The 26,539-nt window shown below is 67.4% G+C and carries 25 protein-coding genes; 10 read left to right on the top strand and 15 right to left on the bottom strand.

Going from position 1 to position 26,539, the window contains the following annotated elements; genetic code table 11:
- The gene (locus QRN63_RS01345) at window positions 1-798 is read right to left on the bottom strand and encodes an SDR family NAD(P)-dependent oxidoreductase (protein WP_267318579.1); all 798 of its coding nucleotides are present in this window, start codon (window positions 796-798) and stop codon (window positions 1-3) included.
- Between the two features lie 176 nt (window positions 799-974).
- Between QRN63_RS01345 and QRN63_RS01340 the strand changes: the two genes are divergently transcribed.
- Window positions 975-2,384: a wax ester/triacylglycerol synthase family O-acyltransferase gene (locus QRN63_RS01340; protein ID WP_285028913.1), complete on the top strand. Its 1,410-nt coding sequence runs from the start codon at window positions 975-977 to the stop codon at window positions 2,382-2,384.
- Window positions 2,385-2,446: 62 nt separating this feature from the next.
- Here QRN63_RS01340 and dmpG read toward each other — a convergent pair whose 3' ends face one another.
- From dmpG to QRN63_RS01325, 3 genes are read right to left on the bottom strand one after another with little or no spacing between them, the layout of a single operon-like run.
- The gene (gene dmpG, locus QRN63_RS01335; RefSeq protein ID WP_267318577.1) at window positions 2,447-3,511 is read right to left on the bottom strand and encodes a 4-hydroxy-2-oxovalerate aldolase; all 1,065 of its coding nucleotides are present in this window, start codon (window positions 3,509-3,511) and stop codon (window positions 2,447-2,449) included.
- Window positions 3,508-4,422, bottom strand: coding sequence for an acetaldehyde dehydrogenase (acetylating) (locus tag QRN63_RS01330; RefSeq protein ID WP_267318576.1), 915 nt, complete (start codon window positions 4,420-4,422; stop codon window positions 3,508-3,510). The genes dmpG and QRN63_RS01330 overlap by 4 nt, the downstream gene beginning before the upstream one ends.
- Window positions 4,423-4,450: 28 nt before the next feature.
- Window positions 4,451-5,236: a 2-keto-4-pentenoate hydratase gene (locus tag QRN63_RS01325; protein ID WP_267318575.1), complete on the bottom strand. Its 786-nt coding sequence runs from the start codon at window positions 5,234-5,236 to the stop codon at window positions 4,451-4,453.
- Window positions 5,237-5,307: 71 nt separating this feature from the next.
- Here QRN63_RS01325 and kstD point away from each other — a divergent pair, with 71 nt between their 5' ends.
- The 3 genes from kstD to QRN63_RS01310 all read left to right on the top strand — a co-directional run bounded on the left by kstD (window position 5,308) and on the right by QRN63_RS01310 (window position 9,214).
- Window positions 5,308-6,990, top strand: coding sequence for a 3-oxosteroid 1-dehydrogenase (gene kstD, locus QRN63_RS01320; RefSeq protein WP_285028910.1), 1,683 nt, complete (start codon window positions 5,308-5,310; stop codon window positions 6,988-6,990).
- Between the two features lies 1 nt (window position 6,991).
- The gene (gene chsH3, locus QRN63_RS01315; RefSeq protein WP_285028909.1) at window positions 6,992-7,852 is read left to right on the top strand and encodes an enoyl-CoA hydratase ChsH3; all 861 of its coding nucleotides are present in this window, start codon (window positions 6,992-6,994) and stop codon (window positions 7,850-7,852) included.
- Window positions 7,853-8,068: 216 nt separating this feature from the next.
- Window positions 8,069-9,214: a DUF1942 domain-containing protein gene (locus tag QRN63_RS01310; protein ID WP_285028908.1), complete on the top strand. Its 1,146-nt coding sequence runs from the start codon at window positions 8,069-8,071 to the stop codon at window positions 9,212-9,214.
- 79 nt (window positions 9,215-9,293) lie between these two features.
- Here QRN63_RS01310 and QRN63_RS01305 read toward each other — a convergent pair whose 3' ends face one another.
- The 9 genes from QRN63_RS01305 to QRN63_RS01265 all read right to left on the bottom strand — a co-directional run bounded on the left by QRN63_RS01305 (window position 9,294) and on the right by QRN63_RS01265 (window position 19,214).
- Entirely contained in the window at window positions 9,294-10,061 is a 768-nt protein-coding gene (locus tag QRN63_RS01305) for a hypothetical protein (RefSeq protein WP_285028907.1), read from the bottom strand.
- Window positions 10,062-10,077: 16 nt separating this feature from the next.
- On the bottom strand, window positions 10,078-11,199 hold the full coding sequence (locus QRN63_RS01300) for a hypothetical protein (RefSeq protein ID WP_267319007.1): 1,122 nt from the start codon (window positions 11,197-11,199) through the stop codon (window positions 10,078-10,080).
- Window positions 11,200-11,291: 92 nt separating this feature from the next.
- The gene (locus tag QRN63_RS01295) at window positions 11,292-13,070 is read right to left on the bottom strand and encodes a DUF2339 domain-containing protein (protein ID WP_285028906.1); all 1,779 of its coding nucleotides are present in this window, start codon (window positions 13,068-13,070) and stop codon (window positions 11,292-11,294) included.
- Between the two features lie 111 nt (window positions 13,071-13,181).
- Entirely contained in the window at window positions 13,182-14,336 is a 1,155-nt protein-coding gene (gene ltp2, locus QRN63_RS01290; protein ID WP_285029666.1) for a 17-hydroxy-3-oxo-4-pregnene-20-carboxyl-CoA lyase, read from the bottom strand.
- A 2-nt stretch (window positions 14,337-14,338) separates the two neighbouring features.
- Window positions 14,339-14,761: a MaoC family dehydratase gene (locus QRN63_RS01285; protein WP_267318569.1), complete on the bottom strand. Its 423-nt coding sequence runs from the start codon at window positions 14,759-14,761 to the stop codon at window positions 14,339-14,341.
- Window positions 14,743-15,708 (bottom strand): bifunctional MaoC family dehydratase N-terminal/OB-fold nucleic acid binding domain-containing protein, encoded by a 966-nt coding sequence (locus QRN63_RS01280; protein WP_285028905.1) that lies wholly within the window; start codon window positions 15,706-15,708, stop codon window positions 14,743-14,745. Before QRN63_RS01280 ends, QRN63_RS01285 begins: the two co-directional genes overlap by 19 nt.
- A gap of 42 nt (window positions 15,709-15,750) precedes the next feature.
- On the bottom strand, window positions 15,751-16,914 hold the full coding sequence (gene fadE29 / locus QRN63_RS01275) for an acyl-CoA dehydrogenase FadE29 (RefSeq protein ID WP_267318567.1): 1,164 nt from the start codon (window positions 16,912-16,914) through the stop codon (window positions 15,751-15,753).
- Entirely contained in the window at window positions 16,914-17,918 is a 1,005-nt protein-coding gene (locus tag QRN63_RS01270; RefSeq protein ID WP_285028904.1) for an acyl-CoA dehydrogenase family protein, read from the bottom strand. The genes fadE29 and QRN63_RS01270 overlap by 1 nt, the downstream gene beginning before the upstream one ends.
- Before the next feature lie 48 nt (window positions 17,919-17,966).
- The gene (locus tag QRN63_RS01265; protein WP_267318565.1) at window positions 17,967-19,214 is read right to left on the bottom strand and encodes a cytochrome P450; all 1,248 of its coding nucleotides are present in this window, start codon (window positions 19,212-19,214) and stop codon (window positions 17,967-17,969) included.
- A 157-nt stretch (window positions 19,215-19,371) separates the two neighbouring features.
- On the opposite strand from QRN63_RS01265, the gene QRN63_RS01260 reads away from it, so the two are divergent.
- The 5 genes from QRN63_RS01260 (at window position 19,372) to QRN63_RS01240 (ending at window position 23,966) form a co-directional block, all read left to right on the top strand.
- Window positions 19,372-20,523, top strand: coding sequence for a steroid 3-ketoacyl-CoA thiolase (locus QRN63_RS01260; protein WP_285028903.1), 1,152 nt, complete (start codon window positions 19,372-19,374; stop codon window positions 20,521-20,523).
- Between the two features lie 21 nt (window positions 20,524-20,544).
- Window positions 20,545-21,039, top strand: coding sequence for a nitroreductase family deazaflavin-dependent oxidoreductase (locus tag QRN63_RS01255; protein WP_285028902.1), 495 nt, complete (start codon window positions 20,545-20,547; stop codon window positions 21,037-21,039).
- Between the two features lie 124 nt (window positions 21,040-21,163).
- The gene (locus QRN63_RS01250; RefSeq protein ID WP_267318563.1) at window positions 21,164-21,457 is read left to right on the top strand and encodes a hypothetical protein; all 294 of its coding nucleotides are present in this window, start codon (window positions 21,164-21,166) and stop codon (window positions 21,455-21,457) included.
- Window positions 21,458-21,580: 123 nt separating this feature from the next.
- Window positions 21,581-22,951 carry a histidine phosphatase family protein gene (locus tag QRN63_RS01245; protein ID WP_285028901.1) on the top strand — a complete coding sequence of 457 codons (1,371 nt, stop codon included), beginning with the start codon at window positions 21,581-21,583 and terminating at the stop codon, window positions 22,949-22,951.
- Window positions 22,952-23,048: 97 nt separating this feature from the next.
- On the top strand, window positions 23,049-23,966 hold the full coding sequence (locus QRN63_RS01240) for an LLM class F420-dependent oxidoreductase (RefSeq protein WP_285028900.1): 918 nt from the start codon (window positions 23,049-23,051) through the stop codon (window positions 23,964-23,966).
- A gap of 63 nt (window positions 23,967-24,029) precedes the next feature.
- Here the strand turns inward: QRN63_RS01240 and QRN63_RS01235 are convergent, their stop codons facing one another.
- Both QRN63_RS01235 and QRN63_RS01230 read right to left on the bottom strand, forming a co-directional pair.
- Window positions 24,030-24,947 (bottom strand): SDR family oxidoreductase, encoded by a 918-nt coding sequence (locus tag QRN63_RS01235; protein ID WP_285028899.1) that lies wholly within the window; start codon window positions 24,945-24,947, stop codon window positions 24,030-24,032.
- Between the two features lie 13 nt (window positions 24,948-24,960).
- Entirely contained in the window at window positions 24,961-25,725 is a 765-nt protein-coding gene (locus QRN63_RS01230; RefSeq protein ID WP_285028898.1) for an SDR family oxidoreductase, read from the bottom strand.
- A gap of 57 nt (window positions 25,726-25,782) precedes the next feature.
- Here QRN63_RS01230 and echA20 point away from each other — a divergent pair, with 57 nt between their 5' ends.
- Window positions 25,783-26,538, top strand: coding sequence for a (7aS)-7a-methyl-1,5-dioxo-2,3,5,6,7,7a-hexahydro-1H-indene-carboxyl-CoA hydrolase (gene echA20 / locus QRN63_RS01225; protein ID WP_020100810.1), 756 nt, complete (start codon window positions 25,783-25,785; stop codon window positions 26,536-26,538).
- Window position 26,539 lies beyond the last annotated feature (1 nt).

Raw genomic sequence — 26,539 nt, 5'->3', positions numbered from 1 at the left:
TCAGTCGCTGTCCTGGTCGATACCGGTCAGCATCAGTTCGGAGACCCGGCGCGGGGTCTCGGTGAGGTAGGCCATCGCCGCGATGCGCTTGGGCAGGATGACATGCTTCTTTTCCTTCTCGACGGCATCGGCGATGGCCTCGGCGACCATGTCGGCGTCCAGCGGTTCCTGGGGGATCATCCGGAATTTGAGCGACCGTTCGATGGTGCGGCGTGCCGGCCCGAACGACCGGATGTGATCGATCATGTCGGTCTTGACCTCACCGATCTGCACCAGCGTGGTGTTGACCGGCTTGCTCCGCAGCTCGGAGCGGATGCCTGCGGTGAAGTGGCTGAGGCCGGCCTTGGAGGCGCCGTACAGCGTGACGCCCGGCCCGGTGGAGATGGCGCCCATCGAGGACACGTTGACGATGTGCCCGCGGCCGCGCTTGATCATCCCCGGCATCACCTGGCGACACAGTTCCATCGGAGCGATCAGGTTGACCTGCAACAGGTCTCGCACGTCCTGTGACGACGCCTCGTAGAAGCGGCCGACCCGGTCCACCCCGGCGTTGTTGACGATGACGTCGACGGGGCCGTCGGCCTCGACGCGGCCGAGCAGCTCTTCGACCGCCGCCGGATCCATCAGATCGGCGGGATATGCCTTGCCGCCCAACTCTTTCGCCAGCTCTTCGAGCTGCTCGGCGTTCCGGGCGACGAGCGCGACGTCGGCGCCGCGGCGCGCCATCGCCTGCGCGATGTTCCGGCCCAGGCCACGACTGGCACCGGTGACCAGAACCCGGCTGTTCCTCAGTTGCATATCCCTACTCCATTCACGATCGTGCCGACCCGGCGGAGCCCTCCGGCTCCGCGTCGCGACGCCGAGTCAGCTCATGGTGAGCACGCTAAACGCGGGACGAGCCGAAATTCAGAGGTAGTTCCCGATCACCGAGACAACATGTCCGCTGGCTCACATTTCTGGCTTCATAGTGATGTATGCGACGTTTATCGGGCGAGGACAACAGCTTCCTGGCGTGGGAGAGTGCCGTCCAGCCGCAGCACACCATCAAGGCCGTCGTGCTCGATCCGGAACAGGGCCACGAGCCCATCACCTTCGAGGCCGTGCGGGCCGCGCTGCCCGGCCTCGTCGACCGCGTCGAACCCCTGCAGTGGCAGCTGCTGTCGCCGCGCTTCGGCGCCGGCCGGCCGTGGTGGATCACCCGCGCCCGCGGCGATCTGAACTACCACATGAAGCGCGCGACGGCCGCCGCGCCCGGAACCGACCGCGAGCTGGGTGCGGAGATCGCCAAACTCTTCGAAGAGCCGCTCGACCGGAACCGGCCGGCCTGGCAGCTGTGGTACATCGACGGACTCGCCGACGGCCGCGTCGCGCTCGTGCTCAAGATCCACCACGCGGTGGCCGACGGCATGGCGTCGCTGAGCCTCCTCGAGCAGTTCTACAGCCAGGACCCCGCAGACCGGTTGCCCGAGCCGTCGGCCCACCCGGTGCCCGACGAGCACCGGCCGCCGACCGCCGAGTGGCTGCCGATGGTGGCGCGCCAGCAGGTCAAGTCGCTCATCAGGTTCCCGAAGGTCCTGGCCCGCACGGCCAAGGTCACCCGCACCATCCAGAACCGGCAGAAGGCGGGCAAGCCCGGCTACGCCGAGGCCTTCATCCCGCCGGCCCTGCCGTTCAACGAGCCGCTGACCGCGGCCCGCGGCTTCGCGTTCGTCAACGTCGAGATGGATCAGATCAAACGGGTGTCGAAGGCGTTCGGCGTGAGCGTCAACGACGTCTTCCTCGCCATGTGCAGCACCGCCCTTCGCGAGTATCAGGCCACCCGCGGTCCCGTCGGTGACGACACCATGACCGCCGTGGTGCCCGTGTCGATGCGCCCGCAGGACGGCGACCGGTGGGGCAACAAGGTGGCTCGGTGGAACGTCGAACTCGCCACCAACGTCGTCGACCCGGTCGACCGGTTGAAGACCATCTCGGCGAACACCACCACCGCCCGCGAGGTGCAGAGCGAGCGCGATGCCTGGCTGCAGCACGACTGGATGGAGTACTGGCCGCTGTTCAAGGTCTACTCCCGAGTGCTGCCGACCATCGGCGCACAGGTCAAGAAGCGGCCGATGTTCAGCATGATCGCCTCGAACATGCGCGGCCCGCAGCAGAAGCTGTACTTCGGCGGCGCACTGGTGGAAAAGCTCATCTCGACCGGCCCGCTGGTCTTCCCGATGGGTATGAACATCACCGGCTGGAGCTACGAGGGCGGCATGCAGATCTGCGTCCTCACCTGTACCGACCAGGTCCCCGATCCGCACGCCATCGCCGACCGGCTGCCGGCGGCGCTCGCCGAGTTGGTGGCACGCTGCGAGACCCCGGCGGATTCCGTCAACAGCTGACCCGGCTGCGCAAAAACGCCGGCCGCCCCTTTCGGGACAGCCGGCGTTTTTGCTTGCGACAGTTAGGCCTTGCCCTCGGCCCGCTCGCGCTGAATCTCGAGAGCGATGTCGATCAGCTGGTCCTCCTGGCCACCGATCAGCTTGCGCTGGCCGACGCGGAGCAGCAGCTCGTGGGCGGGCACGCCGTAGCGTTCGCCTTGGCGCACCGCGTGCTTGAGGAAGCTGGAGTACACGCCCGCGTAGCCCATCACCAGCGCGTTGCGGTCCAGCAGGCACTCGGCCGGCATCGCCGGGGCGACAACCTCTTCCGCGGCATCCGCGATGTCGAAGAAGTCGATGCCGGTCTTGACGCCGATCTTGTCGAACACCCCGACCAGCGCCTCGACCGGCGCGTTGCCCGCACCGGCGCCGAACCGGCGGCACGAGCCGTCGATCTGCTTGGCACCCGCGCGCACGGCCTCGACCGAATTGGCAACGCCCAGACCGAGATTCTCGTGTCCGTGGAAACCGACCTGCGCGTCGTTGCCCAATTCGGCGACCAGCGCGCCGACGCGGTCGGCGACACCTTCGAGCACCAGCGCACCCGCGGAGTCCACCACGTAGACGCACTGGCAGCCGGCGTCGGCCATGATGCGGGCCTGCGCGGCCAGCTTCTCCGGGGAGATGGTGTGGCTCATCATCAGGAAGCCGACGGTCTCCAGGCCCAGCTCGCGGGCCAGACCGAAGTGCTGGATCGAGACGTCGGCCTCGGTGCAGTGGGTGGCGATGCGGCAGATCGAGCCCCCGTTGCCCTGGGCTTCCTTGATGTCTTCCTTGGTGCCGACACCCGGCAGCATCAGGAACGCGATCTTGGCGTTCTTCGCGGTGTCGGCCGCGATCTTGATGAGTTCCTGCTCCGGGGTCTTGGAGAACCCGTAGTTGAAGCTCGAGCCACCGAGGCCGTCACCGTGCGTGACCTCGATGACGGGGACGCCGGCGTTGTCGAGCGCGCCGACGATCGCCCGCACCTCGTCACCGGTGAACTGGTGGCGCTTGTGGTGCGAGCCGTCGCGCAGGGAGGTGTCCGTCAGGCGGACGTCCCACGCTGCGTCGAAGAAGATGTCTCCGGGTTCCAGTGCGGTGCTCATGCCTTAACCTCCAGCTGTGCGATGCGATCGCGCGCAATTTCCTCGCCCACCTTGGTGGCCGCGGCCGTCATGATGTCCAGATTTCCAGCGTAGGGCGGCAGGTAGTCGCCCGCACCCTCCACCTCGACGAAGATGCTGACGACGTGCTGGCCACCGTTGACCATCGATGGCTCGTCGAACTGCGGCTCGTTGAGCAGTCGGTAGCCGGGCACGTAGGTCTGCACCTCGGCGACGACGTCCTTGACGGACTGCGTGATGGCGGCGTGGTCGGCATCTTCGGGGATGGCGCAGAAGATGGTGTCGCGCATGATCATTGGCGGGTCGGCCGGGTTCAGGATGATGATGGCCTTGCCGTCCTTGGCCCCACCGATGTCGCGCACGCCCGCGCTGGTGGTCTTGGTGAACTCGTCGATGTTGGCGCGGGTGCCGGGGCCGGCCGACGCCGACGACACCGACGCCACGATCTCGGCGTAGGGCACGTCGACGACGCGCGATACCGCGTAGACCATCGGGATGGTGGCCTGGCCACCGCAGGTGACCATGTTGACGTTCATCGAATCCAGGTGCGCCCGCAGGTTGGCCGGCGGGATCACGCCCGGGCCGACGGCGGCCGGGGTCAGGTCGATGGCGCGGATGCCGGCTTCCTCGTACCGCGGCGCGTAGGCCTTGTGCACGTAGGCGCTGGTGGCCTCGAAGACGAAGTCCGGCTTCTCGCTCTGGGCCAGCAGCCAGTCCGCACCCTCGTGGCTGGTCTCCAGCCCGAGCTTGCGGGCGCGGGCCAGGCCCTCGCTCTCCGGGTCGATACCGATCATCCAGCGCGGCTCGAGCCAGTCCGACCGCAGCAGCTTGTACAGCAGGTCAGTACTGATGTTTCCCGAGCCGACGATCGCGACGCTCGCTTTGGACGGCATGCTCACTCCTCTACAGACACTTTGGGTATTACGCGAAAGACAGGCGGACAGAACCCAATCCGGCGAATTCGGCGACGAAGTCGTCACCCGGCTTGGCATCGAACGCCCGCATGCAGGCCCCCGGCAGCACCACGTCGCCGGCCTTGAGCCGCACGCCGAACTGGTCGACCTTGCGGGCCAGCCACGCCACCGCGGTGACCGGATTGCCGAGCACCGCATCGCTGCGTCCCTCGCCGACCACCTCGCCGTTGCACCGCAGGACGGCCGGAATGGCTCTGATATCTATGTCCTTGGGCGACACCCGCTCCTTGCCCAGCACCCAGCCGGCCGAGGAGGCGTTGTCGGCGATGGTGTCGCACAACTTGATCTGCCAGTTGGTGATGCGGGTGTCGATCAGCTCGATGGCCGGGGCGAAGGCTGCGGTGGCGGCCAGCACGTCGTCCTCGGTGCAGCCGGCACCAGGCAGATCATCGGCCAGCACGAAACCGACCTCGACCTCGACCCGCGGCGACAGGTAGTTCGACGTCAACACCGGCTTGTCCTCGAATACCTGCATGTCGTCGAGGAGGTGCCCGTAGTCGGGTTCGTCCACATTCATCATTTTCTGCATGGCCTCGCTGGACAGACCAACCTTGTGTCCCACCACGCGGGCACCTTCTGCGACCCGCTGGCGAATGTTGAGCAGCTGGATCTCGTACGCGTCGACGACATCGATGTCGGCGTAGGTGTCGGTCATCGGCGACATGGCGACCCGGCTGCGCTCAGCTTCGGCCAGCGAGGCGGCGAGCTCGGCACGCACGTTGTCGGACAGCATTCGTGAATTCCCCTAACTTCATGGACCGGCGCAGTTGTCCACAGGCCGGGCAATTCTATAACGTGTTCTACATGACTGGACAGGAGTACGACGTTGTCGTCGTCGGCAGCGGTGCAGCCGGTATGGTCGCCGCCCTCACCGCAGCCCATCAGGGCCTTTCGACAGTAGTCGTTGAAAAGGCCCCACACTATGGAGGTTCCACTGCGCGGTCAGGTGGCGGCGTCTGGATCCCGAACAATGAGATTCTGCAGCGTGCGGGGGTGAAAGACAGCCCGGAAGCGGCCCGCACCTACCTGCACAAGATCGTCGGCGACGTGGTGCCCGCAGAGAAGATCGACACCTATCTGCAGCGCGGCCCCGAGATGCTGTCGTTCGTCCTGAAGAATTCGCCGCTCAAGCTGTGCTGGGTGCCGAACTACTCCGACTACTACCCGGAGACCGAGGGCGGCCGCGCCGGCGGACGGTCCGTCGAACCCAAGCCGTTCAACGCCAAGAAGCTCGGGGTCGACGAGAAGGGCCTGGAGCCGGCATATGGCAAGGTCCCGCTCAACATGGTTGTGATGCAACAGGATTACGTCCGGCTCAACCAGCTCAAGCGCCACCCGCGCGGTGTGCTGCGCAGCGTCAAGGTCGGCGTCCGCGCCACGTGGGCCGGCCTCACCGGCAAGAACCTGGTCGGCATGGGTCGCGCCCTGATCGCCCCGCTGCGCATCGGCCTGCAGAAGGCCGGTGTCCCCGTGCAGCTGAACACCGCGCTGACCGACCTGTACTACGAGAACAGCCGGGTTGCCGGCATCTATGTTGTTGATGCCCGCGACGCGAACAATGCTGAGCCGCAACTCATCCGGGCCCGCCGGGCGGTGATCCTGGGCAGTGGTGGCTTCGAGCACAACCAGGAGATGCGTACCAAGTACCAGCGCCAGCCGATCACCACCGACTGGACCGTGGGCGCCAAGGCCAACACCGGCGACGGCATCCTGGCCGCCGAAAAGCTCGGTGCCGCACTGGAGATCATGGAAGACGCCTGGTGGGGCCCAACGGTCCCGCTGCCCGACAACCCGTGGTTCGCGCTTTCCGAGCGCAACTCCCCCGGCTCCATCATCGTGAACATGAACGGCAAGCGGTTCATGAACGAGTCGATGCCGTATGTCGAGGCCTGCCACCACATGTACGGCGGCCAGTACGGCCAGGGCGACGGTCCGGGTGAGAATGTGCCGGCGTGGCTGCTCTTCGACCAGCAGTACCGCAACCGCTACATCTTCGCGGGTCTGCAACCGGGACAACGCATTCCGAAGAAGTGGACCGAGGCCGGCGTCGTCGTCAAGGCCGACACCGTCGAGGAGCTGGCGGAGCTGACCAAGCTGCCCGTCGATGCCCTCAAGGCCACCATCGAGCGCTTCAACGGCTTCGCCCGCAGCGGCGTCGACGAGGACTTCGGTCGCGGCAACAGCGCCTACGACCGGTACTACGGCGACCCCACCAACAAGCCGAACCCGAACCTGGGCGAGATCAAGCACGGCCCGTTCTACGCGGCCAAGATGGTGCCCGGCGACCTCGGCACCAAGGGCGGCATCGTCACCGACATCCACGGGCGCGCGCTGCGCGAAGACGGCTCGGTGATCGAGGGCCTGTACGCGTCTGGCAACGTCAGTGGACCGGTCATGGGTCACACCTACCCCGGCCCCGGCGGGACCATCGGCCCCGCCATGACCTTCGGATACCTCGCGGCACTGCACGTGGCAGGAAAGGGCTGACATGCCGATCAATCTCGATGAGGCCATCGGCGCCGAACTGGCGCCGGTCGAATTCTCGTGGAGCAGCAGCGATGTGCAGCTGTACCACCTGGGCCTGGGCGCGGGCGCGGACCCGATGAGCGAGCGCGAACTGCGCTACCTGATCGACGACAAACCGCAGGTCCTGCCGACATTCGGCAACGTCGCGCAGAGCTTCCACGAGACCAAGGCGCCGACGGTCAAGTTCCCCGGCATCGACATCGAGCTGAGCCGGGTGCTGCACGCCAGCGAGGCCATCTACACCGATGCACCGATCCCGCCGTCGGGCACGGGCCGCGCCGTCACCAAGTTCACCGAGATCTGGGACAAGGGCAAGGCCGCGGTCATCTGGTCGGAGACCACCGTGACCGCCCTCGACGGTGCTCCCCTGTGGAAGCAGAAGCGGTCCATCTTCGCCCGCGGCGAGGGCGGCTTCGGCGGCGACCGTGGCCCGTCGACCTCGGCGGCCGAACCCGACCGGGCACCGGACCTGCAGATCGCGCTGCCCACGCTGCCGCAGCAGGCACTGCTGTACCGGCTCTGCGGTGACCGCAACCCGCTGCACTCGGACCCGGCGTTCGCCAAGGCCGCCGGCTTCGACCGCCCGATCCTGCACGGCCTGTGCACCTACGGCATCGGCTGCAAGGCCATCGTCGACAACGTCCTCGACGGCGACGCCGGCCGGGTCCGGTCCTACGGCGCGCGCTTCGCCGGCACCGTCATCCCGGGCGAAACCCTGCAGGCCAACCTTTGGCGTGACGGTGAACGAATCACCGGCGTGCTGACGGTGCCGAGCCGGGACAATGTCGTCGTGCTTGCTGGAATCGAACTCACCGCGTCCTGACCAGGACGTATTTGGAATCGGCCGCCCAAACGGCGGCCGATTCCGGCAAACTAGAGGCAGCGGCCGGGTCACCGCTGAGGCGTCAACCTGCATCCACAGCTGACGCTTAACCTGCTAGCTTTCGTAGTAGTCAGTAATTGTCCAATTACTCGTGACTCAACTTCCGTGGGGGAAGCCGCCCGTCGGACGACTTGGAGACAAAGGAGCCACATCATCATGAGTACCCGCAAGATCACCACCGCCATCGGCGCAGCCGCCGCATTCGGCCTGATCGCGACGCCGTTCGCGGTGGCCGACTCGACTCAGCCCGCAGGTCAGCCCGCAGGCGTGGCGCCCGCTGCCACCACCATTGCGTTCGGCAAGGACGGCAAGCTCGTCGACGGAAACACCGTCGCGGAATGGGAGATCAGCAATCTCAAGCCCAGCACCGACGTGCTGTCGCAGCACATCAACGGCACGCTCTGGGAAGCAACGGCGGAGTACTCGGCTGAGCGCGGCAGCTCCCAGCCGTTCGTGCCGAACCTGAACGCCCGTACCGCCGACGGTGAGAACTACCGGGTGCTGTGGGGCGCTGCGACCCCGCAGGGCATCAACCCCGCCGGCCTCTCCGAGGGACAAGAGTCCAAGGGCAAGATCTACTTCGACGTGACGGGCGCCGCTCCGACCAGCGTGGTGTACACCGACGGTGACCGCGAGCTGATCAAGTGGCAGGGCACTGAGGCCGCCACCGGCACTGCTCCGGCGGCCGCCCCGGCCCGTGGGTCCGCTCCGGTCGCCACCACCCCGGCGCCGGCTGCCGCTCCCGCCGCCGCTCCTGCTGCAGCCCCGGCCGCTGCGCCTGCCGGTCTCGGCAGCGCCGTTCCCGGGGCCACCCCGGCCGGCGCGGTTCCGTCCGCCACGGGCACGCAGCCTCCGGCCGGCACCACCACCGGCGCGGTTCCGGCGGCGACGCCGAACGGTGAGACCCCTGCTGCCACGCCGGCCGGTACCCCGGCGGTTGCTCCGGCCCCGGCCGGCACCCCGGCTGCTGACGCTCCGGCTCCGGCCGGCGCCCAGGTTCCGGCGGGCACTCCGGCCGGTACCCCCGCGGGGACCCCGGCGACGGCTCCGGCCGCCGGCCAGGCCCCGGAGGCCGCTCCGGTTCCCACCGCCGCCGAAAGCGGCCCGGGTACCGCTGCCACCGCCGGTGGCGCCGTCTCTCAGGCTCCGCTGACTCCGGCGCCGGCGCCGGCCCCGAGCCAGGCCATCGCCGGCCAGCCGGCCTCGAGCGCGGGTCAGGGCACCGCGGCCCCGGCCGGTAACCAGCAGGCCGCTCCGGCGGCTCCGGTCACCCCGACCCCGGCCCCGGCTCCGGCTTCCTGACGGTCAACCATCGAATTGGGGCCAGTCGCGATATTCGCGACTGGCCCCAATTTCGTTGTCTGGCTTGTTGTTTCAGCAGCTACATCTGACGGCCGACGTCACCGCCACGCTGCGGCGGCGGGGCCACCGGGGCAATCGGCGCCGGACCGGCGCTGTGCGATCCCGTGCTGGGGCCCGCCGCCGGCGGTGCCGCTTGGGCCGGAGCGGACGTGGGCCGACGGGAGTCGCGGGCGTCCTGCTGGGCTTCGCGCCGATCCTGCTGCGACTGCCGGTTGTCCTGCTGTTGCTGGCGGGCGTCCTGCTGGGACTGCCGGTCGTTCTGCTGGTTCTCCCGGGCATCCTGCTGGGACTGGCGCTGCTCGGGTGACATGGGGGCGCCGCCGCCGGCCGGCCCGCCGGGCTGGCCCTCCGGGGGTTGTTCCCCGCCCGGCATGCCGCCTTCCTTACCGCCGCCCTTGCCCATGGCCTGCTGAATCATCTGGCCGAACTGCCCGGCCTGCTGGCCCATCTGGCCCAGACCGCCGCCCTGGCCGGCCATCTGGCCTGCCTGCTGACCCATCTGACCAAGCTGGCCGAGCATCTGGCCCATCTGGCCGATGCCCTCGCCGCCCTTGCTGTCGGCGTTGTCGTACGCCGACTGCGCCATGCCCACCTTGCCGGAGAACATGCCCTCCTTGGCCTGCAACGAGGCCACATTGGCGGTCATGTCGGCAGCCATGGCCGGCAGGACCGCCGCGATGGTCGCACTCATGGCGTCCTCGCCGGGCTGGATCATCGGCATCTCGGGCAGCTCCACCGAGGCTGCATTCCAGCTGATGTTCTCCGGTGTCTGCAACGGTGAACCCATCAGAAATCCCCCCTACTCACCAGTCGTCGTCGACGTCTTCGTCATATGAACCGTGGTCCAGCGCTTCGGGAACCGCCAGCTGGCTGATGCGTCCCCCGCCGCCACCTTCGCGGTGCCCCATGCCACCCATGGCACCCATCGCGCCACCGGCACCTGCCGCCGCGGCGACCGGAGCCAAGCCGCCGGCACCCATCCCTGCCGCGGCGCTCGCCGGCATCACACCGGGTCCGGCCGGGCCGGGGCCGACCATCTTCGCCAGGAGCGGCGTCTGCACGGACGCCGCGCCCACACCGCCGCCGCCACCGCCGGGCATGCCGCCCTTCATCAAGCCGGCGCCGTGGGCGGCCCCGGAACCGCCGGCCAACGGATGGTTGGAGAACGCGCCGAACGGCGAGGCGCCGAGACCGGCCTTGCCCTGGCCGCCGCCGGAAAACAGGGACGTCAGCTGCTGCAGCGGCTGCGAAAGTTGTTGCAGCGGTTGCATGGCCTGCTGCGGCAGCTGCCCGAGCATCTGCGGGAGCTGACCGGCCATCTGCATCATCTGGCCCATCATCTGGCCCATCTGGTCGCCGCCCTTGCCCGCCGACTCCGCGGTCTTCTGCGCGGTCTGCGCCACCTGCGGCGGCATGCCGGCGGTCGGGATGCTCGGCGGCGCGCCGACGACGTTGGCCACCTCGGTGGCGCTGGCCGTCACCGCGGCAATGTTCTGAGACAGGCCCATCTTGATCCGGCTCTGGATGAGCTCCTGCACGTTCGGGAACGGCGCCGCCGAGAGGGCCATGCATTCCTGCTGCACTTCTTCGGCGGTGGCATTGACCAGGTTCTTGGTCTTGACGACCGCGGCCGCCATGGACTGCAGCTTGGCAGCGATGGCCGCTGCCTGCGCGCCGTTGGCCTCATGGCCGCCGATGATGGTGGTCGCCTCACCGGCGGCGGCCACCGAACCAGCACCGGTCCACTGGCCGGTCAAATTCATCAACTGGCTGGTCTGCTGTGGCACCACATGACCGGTGATCTTCGTTGCCAGCTTCGTATAGTGCGCAGCCGCTTCTTCGAGCTGCCCCTCGTCAACGTTGGGCCACCCCGGCCCCGTCACCGTCTGCGATCCGAACGGACTGCTGTCCGGCTGAATCCCCATGGACACGGCCCCCTTCCCCAGACATACCGCGTCGCTTCGAGCCTACCGCCCCGACGGCTACCCACCCGACGCAAACTGACGGTGCCGCCGGGCTACGGATTCGGCAGATCCTGCCGGGCGAGCAACCGGGCATAGCCCGTCCCCATGGCCAGCAGCACGAGGCCGACGACGATGAACACCGCCACCCGGAACATGCCGTTCAGGGTCCCGAGATCGAACAGGAACAGCTTGGCCATCGCGGCGGCCACCAGCGCCAGGCCGCCGCCGATGGGCAGTGACCGCTGCGGCTTCGGTTGACGCGCCGCGTATCCGAACAACGCAGCCGCCACCACGATCCAGCCGATGGTCGCGACCATGTGACCGGCGAAGAACCCGCCCTTCACACCGCCGATCAGCACGCCCGCGGTGACGGTCGCCATGGTGGACGCGTACGCGACGACCACGACCGCGCCTGCCCACATCAGCCGCACCTCGTCGTCGTCACGCCTGCCGGCCCACGACCACGCGACGGCCACCGCTCCGGCCACCGCCAAGATGCTGGAGACGATGGTGGACACGGCACTGTGAGTGTTCAGCTCCACCGCGCGGAACAGCAGGTCCGGCGGGGAGTAGCTGACGTACACGGCACCGCCGACGGCCCCGAACCCGGCGGCCACCCAGCGGGCGATGGCGTCGCGACGCCCGGCGACGGCCACCACGACGGACATCGCGAGCAGCACCGCGCAGCCGGTCCGGCCGTCGAAGGCCACCAGTACCGCGACCAGAGCACAGACCGCCGACGCCGCCGACCAGGTCCGCGCCACCACGCCGGCGACTCCGGGCAGCCGGCTGCCGGCCAGGACGATGGCCAGGAACAACGCTGCCACCGCAGCGATGATCGACGCGGCGATCAGCGGACGGACCACTGCCGAGACGAACAGCACCGGCACCGCACCGCCCGCGGTGGCCAGGGCCAGCAGCGGCCGGTTGGTCGTCTTGGGCAACAGGACCAACGCACCGACGACGGCCAGCCCGGCTGCCGCCGCGCAGGCACCCGCAACTCCCGGATTCCTGTCGGTGCCGAACGACGCCGAGGCCAACGCCACCAGCAACGGCAAGGTGCAGACGCCGGTCCGAGCCACATACATCCAGACCCAGTCCCTACCGAGTTGCACGGGCAGCGATGCCGCGGACAGCGCCAGCATGAACCCGATCAGCAGCAGCGAGACGCCGTCGGCCACCACAGGTGCCAGCACGGCCAGTGGCACCAGCACCAACAGCGCGAGCTGCTGCGAATCCCAGCGCCGCGCCAGGGTCAGGCCGCCACCGCCGATCACCGCCGCCAGCACCAAACCGACCGGCGCAGAAAGCCATTCATAAACCGTGGTGACCGCGACGACGTCGATGTACGCCGCGGCGATACCGGTGGCGGCCAGGGCTACCGCACCCACCGTGCCGCCGGGCCGCGTCTTCAGGCGAGTCGCGCCGACCACCAGGCCTGCCGCCAGAACCGCCCCGGCGCCGACGCGGAACTCGGGCCGCAACAGCCCGGCCTGCGCGGCGAGGACCAACAGGAGGGCGACGCCGATCAATGTCACCGCGACACCGGCGGCGGCCAGCGCCTTGCCGATCCAGCCGTCCGAGCGCTCGGGTCCCGATTGCGGTGCCGGCTGCGGTGCCGGCTGCGGTGCCGGTGCCGCGGCCGGCGCGGCCTGGGGCGGCTGCCAATACTGTTGCGGCACGGCGTATGCGACGGGCTGCGCGGGCGACTGCTGGTACGCCATCGACCGATCGAGTTCGGTGAGGCAGGCCGACACCCATGCCAGATGATGGGATATCGCTGCGACATCCTGGGAGAGCCGGGCAACCATCGCCCGCTGCGGTTCGGTCATGCAGGTCATCATCGCGCCGCGCCACGCGAGTCCGGATGAGTAGGACTACCCCTGTTTGACGCACAACTGCCCCTCTTCAGGCGAAAAGGGGCAGTTTGCGAAGAGGAGAACTCAGCCCAGGATCAGGCCTGACGTCGGGACTCCGGTGCCGGCGGTGACGAGCACGTGCTCGACATCGGGCACCTGATTGACCGAAGTCCCGCGCAGCTGCCGCACGCCCTCGGCGATGCCGTTCATGCCGTGGATGTAGGCCTCACCGAGCTGACCACCATGCGTGTTGATCGGCAGCTTGCCGCCGAGCTCGATCGCGCCGTTCGCGATGAAGTCCTTGGCCTCGCCGCGGCCACAGAAGCCGAGCTCTTCGAGCTGGATCAGGGTGTACGGGGTGAAGTGGTCGTACAGGATCGCGGTCTGAATGTCATTGGGCGTCAAGCCACTCTGGCCCCAGAGCTGCTTGCCGACCAGACCCATCTCGGGCAGACCGAGCTCGTCGCGGTAGTACGAGTACATGGTGAACTGGTCTTCGCCGGCAGCCTGTGCCGCCGCCTCGACGACGACCGGACGCTGCTTGAGGTCCTTGGCGCGCTCGGGCGTGGTCACGACGATCGCCACCCCACCGTCGGTCTCCTGGCAGCAGTCCAGGAGGCGCAGCGGCTCGGCGATGAAGCGCGAGTTCTGATGATCTTCGATGGTGATGGGCTTACCGTAGAAATGCGCCTTCGGGTTGGTCGCCGCATGCTTGCGGTCGGCCACCGACACCACGCCGAAATCGGCACTGGTGGCACCGTATTCGTGCATGTAGCGCTGCGCGACCATGGCCACGGAGGCGGCCGGGGTGCTCAGCCCGTGCGGGTAGGACCAGCTGTACTCGACACCTCGGGAGTCGGCGTTGACGGTCAGACCCGTCATCACCTGGCCGAAGCGATGCTCCGAGCGCTCGTTGAAAGCCCGGTATGCCACCACGACTTCCGCGATACCGGACGCCACCGCCAGCACCGCCTGCTGGACGGTCGCGGCCGCGGCCCCGCCGCCGTAGCCGATCTGGCTGAAGAACTTCAGCTCACCGATACCGGTGGAGCGGGCCACCGCGGTCTCCAGATTGGAATCCATGGTGAAGGTCACCAGACCGTCAACGTCCTTGGGCGACAGGCCCGCATCGTTCAGCGCGTCGGTGACCGCTTCGGCGGCCAGCCGCAGTTCACTACGGCCGGAGTTCTTGGAGAAGTCGGTGGCGCCGATACCGGCGATGGCCGCCTTACCGGAGATGCTCACTGGGCTTCTCCCATCGTGAGGGTTGAGGTGGCGATGACGTGATCACCAAGGCTGTTGCTGCCCACCACTTTCAGCGTCACCAGGTCACCTTCGACTGCGGTCACCTCACCACGGAAGGTGATGGTGTCGTAGGCGTACCACGGCACACCGAGGCGCAGCTTGATCGACTTGATGATGGCCTTCGGGCCGGCCCAGTCGGTGACGTAGCGTCCCACCAGACCGGTGTCGGTCAGGATGTTGACGAAGATGTCCTTGGAGCCCTTGGCCTGTGCCTTGTCCCGGTCGTGGTGTACGTCCTGGTAGTCCCGCGTGGCGATGGCCGTCGAGACGATGAACGTCGGGTCGCCGTAGATGGAAAGCTCGGGCAGTTGCGTGCCCACGGCGGCATTCACAGCAGTCGTCACTTGGCCGCCTCCCATGCGTACAGACTCCAGGCCGGACTGACGTCGCTGTCCGGGAAGTCGAGAAATGTTGCGGAGACCGGCATTCCGATCTTCACGTCGTCGTGCTCGACGCCGCGCAGCTCACCGAGCATGCGCACGCCCTCTTCGAGTTCGACGAGCGCGATGATGAACGGCAGGCTCCGGCCGGGCACCTTCGGTGCGTGGTGCACGACGTAGCTGAATACCGTGCCCCGGCCCGACGAGACGACGTAGTCGATGGGGGCATCTTTGTCCTGCCAGATGGCAGGCACCGGCGGATGCTGCAGCGAGCCGTCGGGTCGCTTCTGGATTCGCAGTTCGTGGGCGCTGACGCCATCCCAGAAGAACTGGGTGTCGCGCGACGATGCCGGGCGCATCAGCTTGTCGGGGTCCAGATCGGCTGGGATGGCACCGGTTTCAGCGGCCGCCTTGCCCTGCTTGTTGGCCGGCAGGAACTTCATGATGCGCCAGTCCATGTCGGCGACCTCTTCGTCACCGACGTGCCACCGGATCTTCTGGTTGACGAAGTAGCCCTCGCCCAGCGCAGTCTGCTTGGGCCCGACCACATCGGTGACCTCCGCGCTGATGCTGACGCGCTCGCCCGGCTGCAGGTAGCGGTGGTACGTCTGATCACAGTTGGTGGCGACGACGCCGACGTACCCGGCGTCGTCGAACAACTTCATGATCCGGGCCAGCGGATCGTCGTCGGACCGGCTGCGGCCCAGGCCCATCATGGTCCAGACCTGGATCATCGCCGGGGGTGCCACGATGCCGGGATGCCCGGCCGCCTTGGCGGCCTCCTCGTCGACGTAGATCGGGTTCTTGTCGCCGATCGCGTCCACCCAGTGGTGAATCATAGGCTGGTTCACCGGATCCCGGCTCAGGGTCGGCTTGCTGCGTCCGGTTGCGACGATCTCGTCGATACCGGCCTGAAGATCAGTCATTACGGCCCCTCCTGCCGAAGTCGTTGCGATTCGCGCAAGCGCTCATCGGGAAACCCGCGGCACCTTGAGGCCCGATGCCGCGATCATCTCGCGCATGACCTCGTTGACTCCGCCACCGAAGGTGATGACCAGGTTGCGCTTGGCCATGGTGTCCAGCCATTGAAGGATCTTGGCTGTGCCCGGATCCGCGGGGTTGCCGAAGCGTCCGACGAGCTCTTCGGCCAACCGGCTCACTTCCTGGATGCGCTCGGTGGAAAAGACTTTCGTTGCGGCCGCGTCGGCGACGGCGATGTTCTCGCCGGACGAGGCGACCTGCCAGTTGAGCAGTTCGTTGAGCCGCATGATCGACTTGATCTGGCCCAGCAGCCGCTTGGCCTCCGGATTGTCCAGCGGGACAACGCCGTCGGAGCCCGGCTGCGCAGCCCACGCATGCACCTGCTCGTAGATGCCGGCCACGCGACCGGCCGGGCCGAGGCCGACGCGCTCGTGGTTGAGCTGCGTGGTGATGAGCTTCCAGCCGCCGTTCTCCTCACCGACCAGCATGTCGGCGGGCACCCGCACATCGTTGTAGTACGTCGTGTTGGTGTGGTGGGCACCGTCGGACAGGATGATCGGGGTCCACGAGTAGCCCGGGTCCTTGGTGTCGACGATCAGGATCGAGATGCCCTTGTGCTTCGCCGCGGTCGGGTCGGTGCGACAGGCCAGCCACACGTAGTCGGCGTCGTGGGCACCGGTGGTCCACATCTTCTGGCCGTTGACGATGTACTCGTCGCCGTGCCGCACCGCGGTGGTCCGCAGCGACGCAAGGTCGGTGCCGGCCTCGGGCTCGGAATAGCCGATGGCGAAATGCACTTCGCCGGCGAGAATTCCGGGCAGGAACTTCTTCTTCTGCTCCTCGGTACCCAACAATTGCAGGGTGGGGCCGACGGTCTGCAGGGTCACCATCGGCAACGGGATGTCGGCGCGGTTGGCCTCGTTGATGAAGATCTGCTGCTCGATGGGCCCGAAGCCCAGGCCGCCGTACTCCTTCGGCCAGCCCACGCCGAGCTTGCCGTCGCTGCCCATGCGCTTGATGACGGCGCGGTAGGCCTCGTTGTGCCGGTCGGTCTCCATCGCCGCCGCCTCTTCGGGCGTGATCAGCGTCGAAAAATACTCGCGCAGTTCGGATTGCAGCTTGCGCTGTTCTGCCGTCAAGTCGATAAACATCAGGCTCCCACCAGATCGAGACGGTGCGACGGACCACCGAGCAGGCGGTTCAGGTCCTTGACCGAGGAGTAGTAGCGGTCCATCGGATAGGTGATGTCCATGCCCATGCCGCCGTGCAGGTGATGGCACAGCCGCATGGCCGGCGGGGCCTGCGAGGTCAGCCAGTAGCCCAGGATCGCGAGGTCCTCGGCTGCGTCGAGTCCCTCCGACAGCCGCCACACCACCGAGGTGGACACCAGATCGATTGTCCGCGAGGCGATGTAGACCTCGGACAGCTGCGCCGCCACGGTCTGGAAGGTGGACAGCGGCCGGCCGAACTGCTCGCGGGTCGCGGTGTAGTCGGCGGTCAACCGCAGCGCACCGGCCACCAGACCGGCACCGAACGCGCCGATCATGGCCAGCGCCAACTCGTTCACCCGCGCCACCGTGGCGCCGGCCAGCACATCGTCGTCGGCGACCGCAACGTCGGCGAAGGTGACGACGTACTCGTCCGATCCGTTGGCGGTCGGCGTCTTCTCGACCGTCACACCGGCGGCCTTGGGCGACACCACGACCACACCGTTGTCGGTGGTCACCAGCAGCCACTGCGCCGTATCGGCATACGGCACACCGATTTTCGTGCCGTTGAGCTTGCCGCCCACATAGCTGGTCGACGGCTTCTCCGGCAACTGGTTACCGGCTTCGTTCAGCGCGGCGGACAGCACCGCACCCGTGGCGACACCCGCCAGATACCGGTCCTGCTGCGCTTCGGTAGCCAGGTCGACCAGCGGGACCAGGGCGAGCCCGATGGTGGCCAGCGCCGGTCCGGTGGTACCGCGTCGGCCGATCTCGGTCAGCGCGGTGGCCGCCTCCGGCAGCCCCAGCCCGTCACCGCCCAGGCGGTCCGGCACCGCAAGCGCCACGACGCCACCGGAAACCAGTGCGTCCCAAGTATTTTCCCGCTCGAGCACAGATGTCACCACATCGGCGACAGCCTGCTGCTCGGGGCTCGGTGTGAAATCCACCCGAATCCTCCTTGATTCGTGTTACCGGTCTACTGCAGTCAGTCGCCGTCAGTGCTGAACGGGGCACTTACCCGTGTAGTCAACCTGCCAGTGCTTGATGCCGTTGAGCCAGCCCGACATGAGCCGCTCGGGCTCACCGATCGAGGTCAGGTCGGGCATGTGGTCGGCGATGGCGTTGAACATCAGGTTGATGGTCATGCGCGCCAGGTTGGCGCCGATGCAGTAGTGCGCCCCGGTGCCGCCGAAACCGACATGCTGGTTCGGCGTCCGCATGATGTTGAAGGTGTGCGGGTCCTCGAACACCTCTTCGTCGAAGTTCGCCGAACGGTAGGACATGACGACCCGGTCGCCCTTCTTGATCGTCACGCCGCCGAGCTCGGTGTCCTCCAGTGCGGTGCGCTGGAACGCGGAAACCGGGGTGGCCCAGCGGACGATCTCGTCCGCGGCGCTCTCCGGGCGCTCCTTCTTGTACAGCTCCCACTGGTCGGGGTTCTGCGCGAAGGCGATCATGCCGTGGGTGATCGAGTTACGGGTGGTCTCGTTGCCGGCCACCGCGAGCATCACGACGAAGAAGCCGAACTCGTCGTCGGACAGCTTCTCGCCCTCGATGTCTGCCTGCACCAGCTGAGTGACGATGTCCTCGGTCGGGTTCTTCGAGCGCTCGGCAGCCATTCCCATGGCGTAGGTGATCAGCTCGAACGACGATGCCGCCGGATCGATGTGCGCGTACTCCGGGTCTTCACCGGCCGTCATCTCGTTGGACCAGTTGAACAGCTTGTCGCGGTCTTCCTGCGGCACGCCGAGGAGTCCGGCGATGGCCTGCAGCGGCAGCTCGCAGGAGACCTGCTCGACGAAGTCGCCGGTGCCGGATGCGGCCGCGGTCTCGGCGATCTTCTGGGCGCGCTCGCTCAGCTCGGCCTGCAGGCGGCCGATGGCACGCGGGGTGAAACCACGCGAGATGATCTTGCGCAGCCGGGTGTGCTGCGGGGCGTCCATGTTCAGCAGCACGGCGCGCTGCACGTCGACGGCCTCACGTGTCATGGCCTGCGGCCACACCGGAATCGCGCCGTCGGGTGCGCTGCCGAAGATGTCATTGCGCTTCGAGACCTCTTTGACGTCCTCGTAGCGGGTGACGATCCAGTACCCCTTGTCACCGAAGCCACCGGTGCCACCGGGCACGTCCACCCAGTGCACTGGCTCGGACTTACGCAGTGCGGCGAGCTCCTCGACAGGCAGACCTTGGAGGTTCAGGTTCGCGTCCAGCAAGTCGAAGTCGGACGGGATCGGGCAGGGCATGGTGTCTCCTCGGGGAATCCAACGCCTCAGAACCAGGTTCCGAGACAAATCCTTCTAGTTCGGCGTTGCGACCATTGAAACACGCCTTCACCGCAGATAAAAGGCACGTCCCGATCGTTGCTTGTCAGAGTAATGAAACGTGTTCTAGCCTGAGCTCATGGGTAATCCTGTCATCGTTGAAGCCACCCGCAGCCCCATCGGCAAGCGAGGTGGCTGGCTGTCCGGCCTGCACGCAACCGAACTTCTGGGCGCCACGCAGAAGGCTCTCGTCGAGAAGGCCGGGCTGGACGCCGGCGACATCGAGCAGCTCATCGGCGGCTGCGTCACGCAGTACGGCGAACAGGGCAACAACATCACCCGGCAGTCCTGGCTGGTCGCCGGATTGCCCGAGCATGTCGGCGCCACCACCATCGACTGCCAGTGCGGCAGCGCCCAGCAGGCCAACCACCTGATCGCCGGTCTGATCGCCACCGGCGCCATCGACATCGGCATCGCCTGCGGCATCGAGGCCATGAGCCGGGTACCGCTGGGCGCCAACGGCGGTGGCGCGCGCGCCGCGTCGTGGGACATCGACCTGCCCAACCAGTTCGAGGCCGCCGAGCGCATCGCGAAGCGCCGCGGCATCACCCGCGAGGACGTCGACGCGCTGGGCTTCGCCTCGCAGGCCAAGGCCAAGCAAGCCTGGGCCGAGGGCCGCTTCGACCGCGAGATCTCGCCCATCGAGGCGCCGGTCATCGATGAGAACAAGCAGCCGACCGCCGAGCTGAATCTGGTGAGTCGCGACCAGGGCCTGCGCGACACCACCCTGGAGGGCCTGGCGTCGCTGAAGCCCGTCATCGAGGGCGGCATCCACACCGCCGGCACCTCGTCGCAGATTTCCGACGGCGCGGCCGCCGTGCTGTGGATGGACGAGGACAAGGCCAAGGCCCTCGGCTTCACGCCCCGTGCCCGGATCATCGCGCAGGCCAACGTCGGCGCCGAGACCTACTACCACCTGGACGGCCCCGTGCAGTCGACCGCCAAGGTGCTCGAGAAGGCGCGCATGTCGATGGCCGACATCGACCTGGTCGAGATCAACGAGGCGTTCGCGTCCGTCGTGCTGTCCTGGGCACAGGTGCACAAGGCCGACATGGATAGGGTCAACGTCAACGGCGGCGCCATCGCGCTGGGCCACCCGGTCGGTTCCACCGGCTCGCGGCTCATCACCACCGCGCTGCACGAGCTGGAACGGACCGGCAAGTCGACGGCGCTGATCACGATGTGCGCCGGCGGCGCGCTGTCCACCGGCACGATCATCGAACGGATCTAGTTCTAGGAGCAGGGTCGCCACATGGCCGACAGGGCAATGAACGACAGGCAGCTGAAAATCCTGAATTCCAAGGGAATGCAGGTCGGCTTCAAGTGGATGTCGCGGATCAACACCTGGGCGTTCCGGGCCACCGACGGCCGGATCGGCGCCAAGTGGCGCCTGGGCTCCAAGCCCGTCGCCACTCCGCCGCCCGTCGGGATTCTGACCACGATCGGCCGGAAGTCGGGCGAGCCCCGCGACAGCCCGCTGCTGTACCTGCGCGAAGGCGACCGCATCGTCGTCGTCGCCTCGCAGGGCGGTCGTGACACGCACCCGATGTGGTACCTGAACCTGGTCGCCAACCCGAAGGTGCAATTCCAGGTGCGCGGCGAGAAGCTGCAGTTGATCGCCCGCGAGGCCACCGATGCCGAACGCGACGAGTACTGGCCCAAGCTCGACGCCATGTACCCCGACTTCGTCGACTACCGCTCGCACACGGACCGGAAGATTCCGATCATCCTGCTCGATCCGGCCTGATCACGAACCCAGAAGCTCCCCTGGCACGCACGTCGTCCCAGGGGAGTTTTTTGCTCGCGGGACTGAACCGATCAGCGCCGACGATCGTGATCCACAAGGGGGCTCGCACGATCGGAGATTTCTCATGAAGCGCTCCACCATCCTGCCTTGCGTGGTCACCGCATTCGTTGCTCTGTCGCCCGCCGGCATCGCGTTCGCCGACAACCCGCACGCTCCCGGCACCACCGGCCAACCGGGCAAAGAGGCCAGCGACAACCCGGCCCTGAAGCCGCCGGGCTTCAGCAGCAAGGGCTTCGCCAATGCGGAGCAGCACTACGCGGGCAGTGAACTGAATCCGAACCGCGGCAACACCGACAAAGCCGTCAGCCAGTACGACGTCGCCGGATTCCAGTGGGAGCAGCATCACCCGGCAGGTTAGGAACGGCACCTTTGGTGCGCCAGCAAAGTTTCTCCCCTAATTGACGGTAGAGACTAGACAGATTCATAGATGTGTACATAGTGTGGCCCTGCACACATCCAGGGCAACACTATGGAGCCGTCTATGTCATCAATGGTCCGGCCGTCGCACAGCCGAACATTCAAACGCGGGGCGCGAGGCGCGGCCGTGCTGGTCGCCGCCGTCTTCATGTTCCTCACCTCGGCCTTCTCGGCCTGGGCCGCAACCAACATCACCATTACGTTCGTCCGCCACGGTGAATCCGAGGGCAATGCCTCGGGCCTGATCGACACCAAGATCCCGGGCCCCGACCTGACGGCGACGGGTCAGACGCAGGCCCAGACCGTGGCCGGCGTCCTCGCCAATGACGGCCTGGCGCACGACGCCATCTTCGCCTCGGACATGGTGCGGACCCAGCAGACCGCTGCGCCGTACGCCACCGCGACGGGCCTGCCGGTGACGGTGCTGAGCGGTCTCCATGAGGTCCAGGCCGGCATCTTCGAAGGCCAGTCGCAGGACTCCGGCTTCGCCCGCATCCTCTACGCCCTGATCCCGCTGTCGTGGGCCACCGGCAACCTCCTGATGCCGATGCCCGGTTCGCCCGACGCAAACGGCGCGGTCTTCCAGGACCGGTTCAACGGCGCGGTCGACGATATCTACGCCAGCGGCGCACAGAACCCGGTCGCCTTCGCGCACGGCATGTCGATCATGGCGTGGACCCTGATGAACGTGGAGAACCCCGACCTCACCCTGATGCTGAAGCACCCGCTGGGCAACACCGAGATCGTCACCGTGACCGGCAACCCCACCGACGGCTGGACGCTGGAGGATTGGGGCGGTATCGCCGTCACGCAGAACCCGGCCCTGCCCACCAAGCTGTTCGTCAATGTCCGCGACACTGTCAAGGTGCCGCAGATGGCGCTCTACAACGTGGCGAAGGCCCTTCGCAGCGGCAACATCTCGAACATCGCCAACGCCATCCGCGACGGGGTGTTCGATACCGCCAAGGCCGTCGTCAATCTCCCGGTCAATGTGGTCAAGAGCGTCGTGAAGTCCGTCCAGACCGGCACCGTGTTCAAGGCGGCACCGCCGCCGGCATCGGTGCAGGCCGTCACCCCGAATGCCACCGCGGCGAAGGAAACCCACAGCGCCGACAAGCCGGCGGTGACGCCGACGCTCGCCAAGCAGGTTTCTGCCCTCAAGCCTGCCGTCAACGGCACCAAGGACAGGACCGCCAAGTCGGTCGAGGGGACCAAGGCCCCACAGGTCGACACCACCAAGGCTGACGACGCGACAGCGGGAGACACCAAAGCCGACACCAAGGGTGCCGAGGACAAGGCCACCGCGGTCAAAAAGGACAAGCCCAAGAAGGACAAGGCTGACAAGCCCAGGGCCGAAAAGCCCAAGAAGGCCGAGAACCAGAAGAAGGACAAGGCCGCGAAGGCCGAGGCCGCGAAGGCCGAGGCCGCCAAGTAAGCATCTCAAAAAAGCTCCCCCAGAACGACTTTCGTTCTGGGGGAGTTTTTCTTCCGGTGGCGGAATCAGCGGCCCGGCCCCGGTGGTTGTCGTTGATATGCCGACCGGAGTTGTGCTCGATCCCGACCGTAGTGCCACCAACCACGTCGCTGCCGCGATCGACCAGGCCCGCCGCGCCTACAACGCCGGCGTGGCTCAAGTGTGGATAGCCCAGCAGTTCGACCATGACGCCATCTCGCTGGCCGGATACGTCGGTGCCGCGGTGCCGGGCCTTGCCGTCGGCACTTTCGTCGTACCGATCAACCCGCGCCACCCCCTGACGCTCGCCTCCCAAGCGCTGACCGCCCAAGCCGCCACCGGCGGGAACTTCAGTCTCGGCCTCGGTTTGGGGGCGCATGCTCCCGAGCAGGTGGCGTTCGGAACCGCGTGGCCGAACACAATCGGTCGGCTGCGCGAACATCTGCAGATACTCCGATCGATCCTCGACACCGGCACCGTCGACTTCCACGGCGAAGAATTCACCGCAGCCCCGCAATGGCCGGTAACCGTCGCCGGCGGGACTCCCCTGCCGGTCTATGTCGCAGCCATGGGGCCCAAGGCATTACGTGTGACAGGGGAACTGGCGGACGGGACGCTGCCGTATCTGGCGGGGCCGCGCACCATCGAGGATTTCGTCGTGCCGACCATCACGGCAGCGGCCAGCGCAGCCGGCCGGCCCGCACCCAAGGTGATCGCCGCGGTGCCCGTCCTGGTGACCGACGACGTCGACGACGGCAGGGCCCGCGCGGCCGAGGCCCTCGAGTTCTACGCCACCATCCCGTCGTACGCGAAGGTGATCGAACGCGAAGGCGTCGACTCCGTCATCGATCTCGCGGCGGTCGGCACTGCCGCGCAGGTGTCCACTCAGCTGCGCCGCTACCTCGCCGCGGGCGCGACAGATATCGTGCTGAGCCCCCTCGTCCGCACGGGGGTCGCGGCGCTGGAACCGATCTGGGATGTCGCCGCGGCACTGTGAGGAAGGACCAAAAAAGCGTCCCCGCAACGCGATTCGCTGTGGGGACGCTTTCGATGGTGTCGGCTACGAGCCGTAGACCGGCACCGCGGGACGCGCCTTGGCGAGCAGGCCGGCGACCACGGGGCCCAGCTCGGCCGGGTCCCACTTGGCGCCCTTGTCGATCTCGGGTCCGTGCGCCCAGCCCTCGGCGATGCGAATCTTGCCGCCCTCGATCTCGAACGTCTTGCCGGTGACGTCGCGCGACTCGACGCTGCCCAGCCACACCACCAGCGGGGAGATGTTCTCCGCGGCCATGGCATCGAAGGCCTGGTCCTGAGTGGCCATCATGTCGGCGAAGACGGTCTCGGTCATACGGGTGCGGGCCGACGGCGCAATGGCGTTGGCGGTGACCCCGTAGCGGCCCATCTCGGCCGCGGCGACCAGCGTCAGCGCGGCGATGCCGGCCTTGGAGGCGCTGTAGGTGGCCTGACCGACGCTGCCCTGCAGCCCCGCGCCGGAGCTGGTGTTGATGATGCGCGCATTGAGAGTGTCGGGGCCGGCCTCTCCGCTTTTAACCTTGGCCCGCCAGTACGCGGCGGCGTGCTTCATGGTGGCGAAGTGCCCCTTGAGGTGCACCGCGGTGACGGCGTCGAATTCCTCTTCCGTGGCGTTGGCGAACATGCGGTCGCGAACGATGCCCGCGTTGTTCACCAGCACATCGAGCGTGCCGTAGGTGTCGACAGCCTGCTGGATCAGCGCCGCGGCCTGGTTCCAGTCGGCGACGTTCGAGCCGTTGGCCACGGCCTCGCCACCGGCGGCGACGATCTCGTCGACCACGTTCTGCGCGGCGCTGCCGCCACCTGCGGGCGAACCGTCCAGGCCGACGCCGATGTCGTTGACCACGACACGGGCACCCTCGGCGGCGAACGCGAGCGCGTGCTCACGCCCGATTCCACCACCGGCACCCGTCACGATGACCACGCGGCCGTCGAGCAATCCCATTTGATATCTCCCTTTACTTGTTGGCGCTTGACGCTTCGAGATAGTGCGGCGGCTCGCCGCCGCCGTGCACTTCGAGGGACGCACCGCTGACGTACGACGCGGCCCCGGAGGCCAAAAATGCTGCGGCCCAGCCGATATCGGTCGGTTTGGCCAGCCGCTTCAGCGGCACGGTCGCGGCGACGGCGGCAACCGATTCGGCGTCGCCGTAGAACAGCTCGGACTGCTCGGTCTCGACCATGCCGACGATGACGGAGTTCACCCGGACCTTGGGTGCCCATTCGACGGCGAGCGTCGTGGTCAGGCTGTCGATGCCGGCCTTGGCCGCACCGTACGCGCCGGTGCCCGGGGTGGGCCGGTGGGCGCTGACGCTGGAGATGTTGACGATTACGCCGCCGGAATCCTGCTGCTGCATCACCGCGTTGGCGCGCGTCGAAACCAGCAGCGGCGCAATCAGGTTGAGCTCGATGATCTTGGTGTTGAACTTGGCCGAGGCATCAGCGGCCAGCGCGAACGGCGAGCCGCCGGCGTTGTTGACCACGACGTCCAGGCGGCCGTGCTTGGCGACGATGGCGTCGATCATGGCCTTGACCGCGGCGTCGTCACGAACGTCGCAGGCATGGAACTCATAGGGCAACCCCTCGACTTCGCGCCGCGCGCAGGCGATCACGGTGGCGCCCTGCTCGGCGAACAAGGCGCTGATGCCCGCGCCGACGCCGCGCACACCACCGGTGACCAGCACCACGCGACCGGCCAATTGCAGATTGATTCCAGCAGTCACTGTGCTAGCGTACCAAGCAAGTGCTTGCTTAGGTACCCGTCCCCCAGGAAGTGACTGATGACCATCACCACCAAGACAGTCGAACCGGGCATCGTCTCGGTCACCGTGAACTACCCGCCGGTCAACGCGATCCCGTCGGCAGGTTGGTTCGAACTGGCTGACCAGATCACCGCCGCCGGGCGCGACAAGAGCACCCACGTCGTGATTCTTCGGGCCGAGGGCCGCGGCTTCAACGCCGGCGTCGACATCAAGGAAATGCAGAACACCGAGGGCTTCGGCGCGTTGATCGACGCCAACCGCGGCTGCTACGAAGCGTTCCGCGCGGTGTACGAATGCCAGGTCCCGGTCATTGCGGCGGTCAACGGCTTCTGCGTCGGTGGTGGCATCGGCCTGGTCGGCAACGCCGACGTCATCGTCGCGTCCGACGACGCCAAATTCGGCCTGCCCGAGGTCGAGCGCGGCGCCCTGGGCGCGGCCACCCACCTGTCGCGCCTGGTCCCGCAGCACATGATGCGCCGGCTGTTCTTCACCGCCGCCACCGTGCCCGCCTCGACGCTGCAGCATTTCGGTTCTGTCCACGAGGTCGTGCCGCGCGAAGAGCTCGACGAGGCCGCCCTGCGCGTCGCCCGCGACATCGCATCGAAGGACACCCGGGTGATCCGCGCCGCCAAGGAGGCACTGAACTTCATCGACGTGCAGCCCGTCAACGCGCGCTACCGCATGGAGCAGGGCTTCACCTTCGAACTGAATCTGTCCGGCGTGTCCGACGAGCACCGCGACGAGTTCGCGGGGACCAACAAGGGGTCGAAATAGA

The organism is Mycolicibacterium sp. lyk4-40-TYG-92, assembly GCF_030209435.1.
GTDB lineage: Bacteria > Actinomycetota > Actinomycetes > Mycobacteriales > Mycobacteriaceae > Mycobacterium.
Note: the sequence above shows the minus strand (reverse complement) of the source record. Positions and strands in the feature narration are given on the sequence as shown.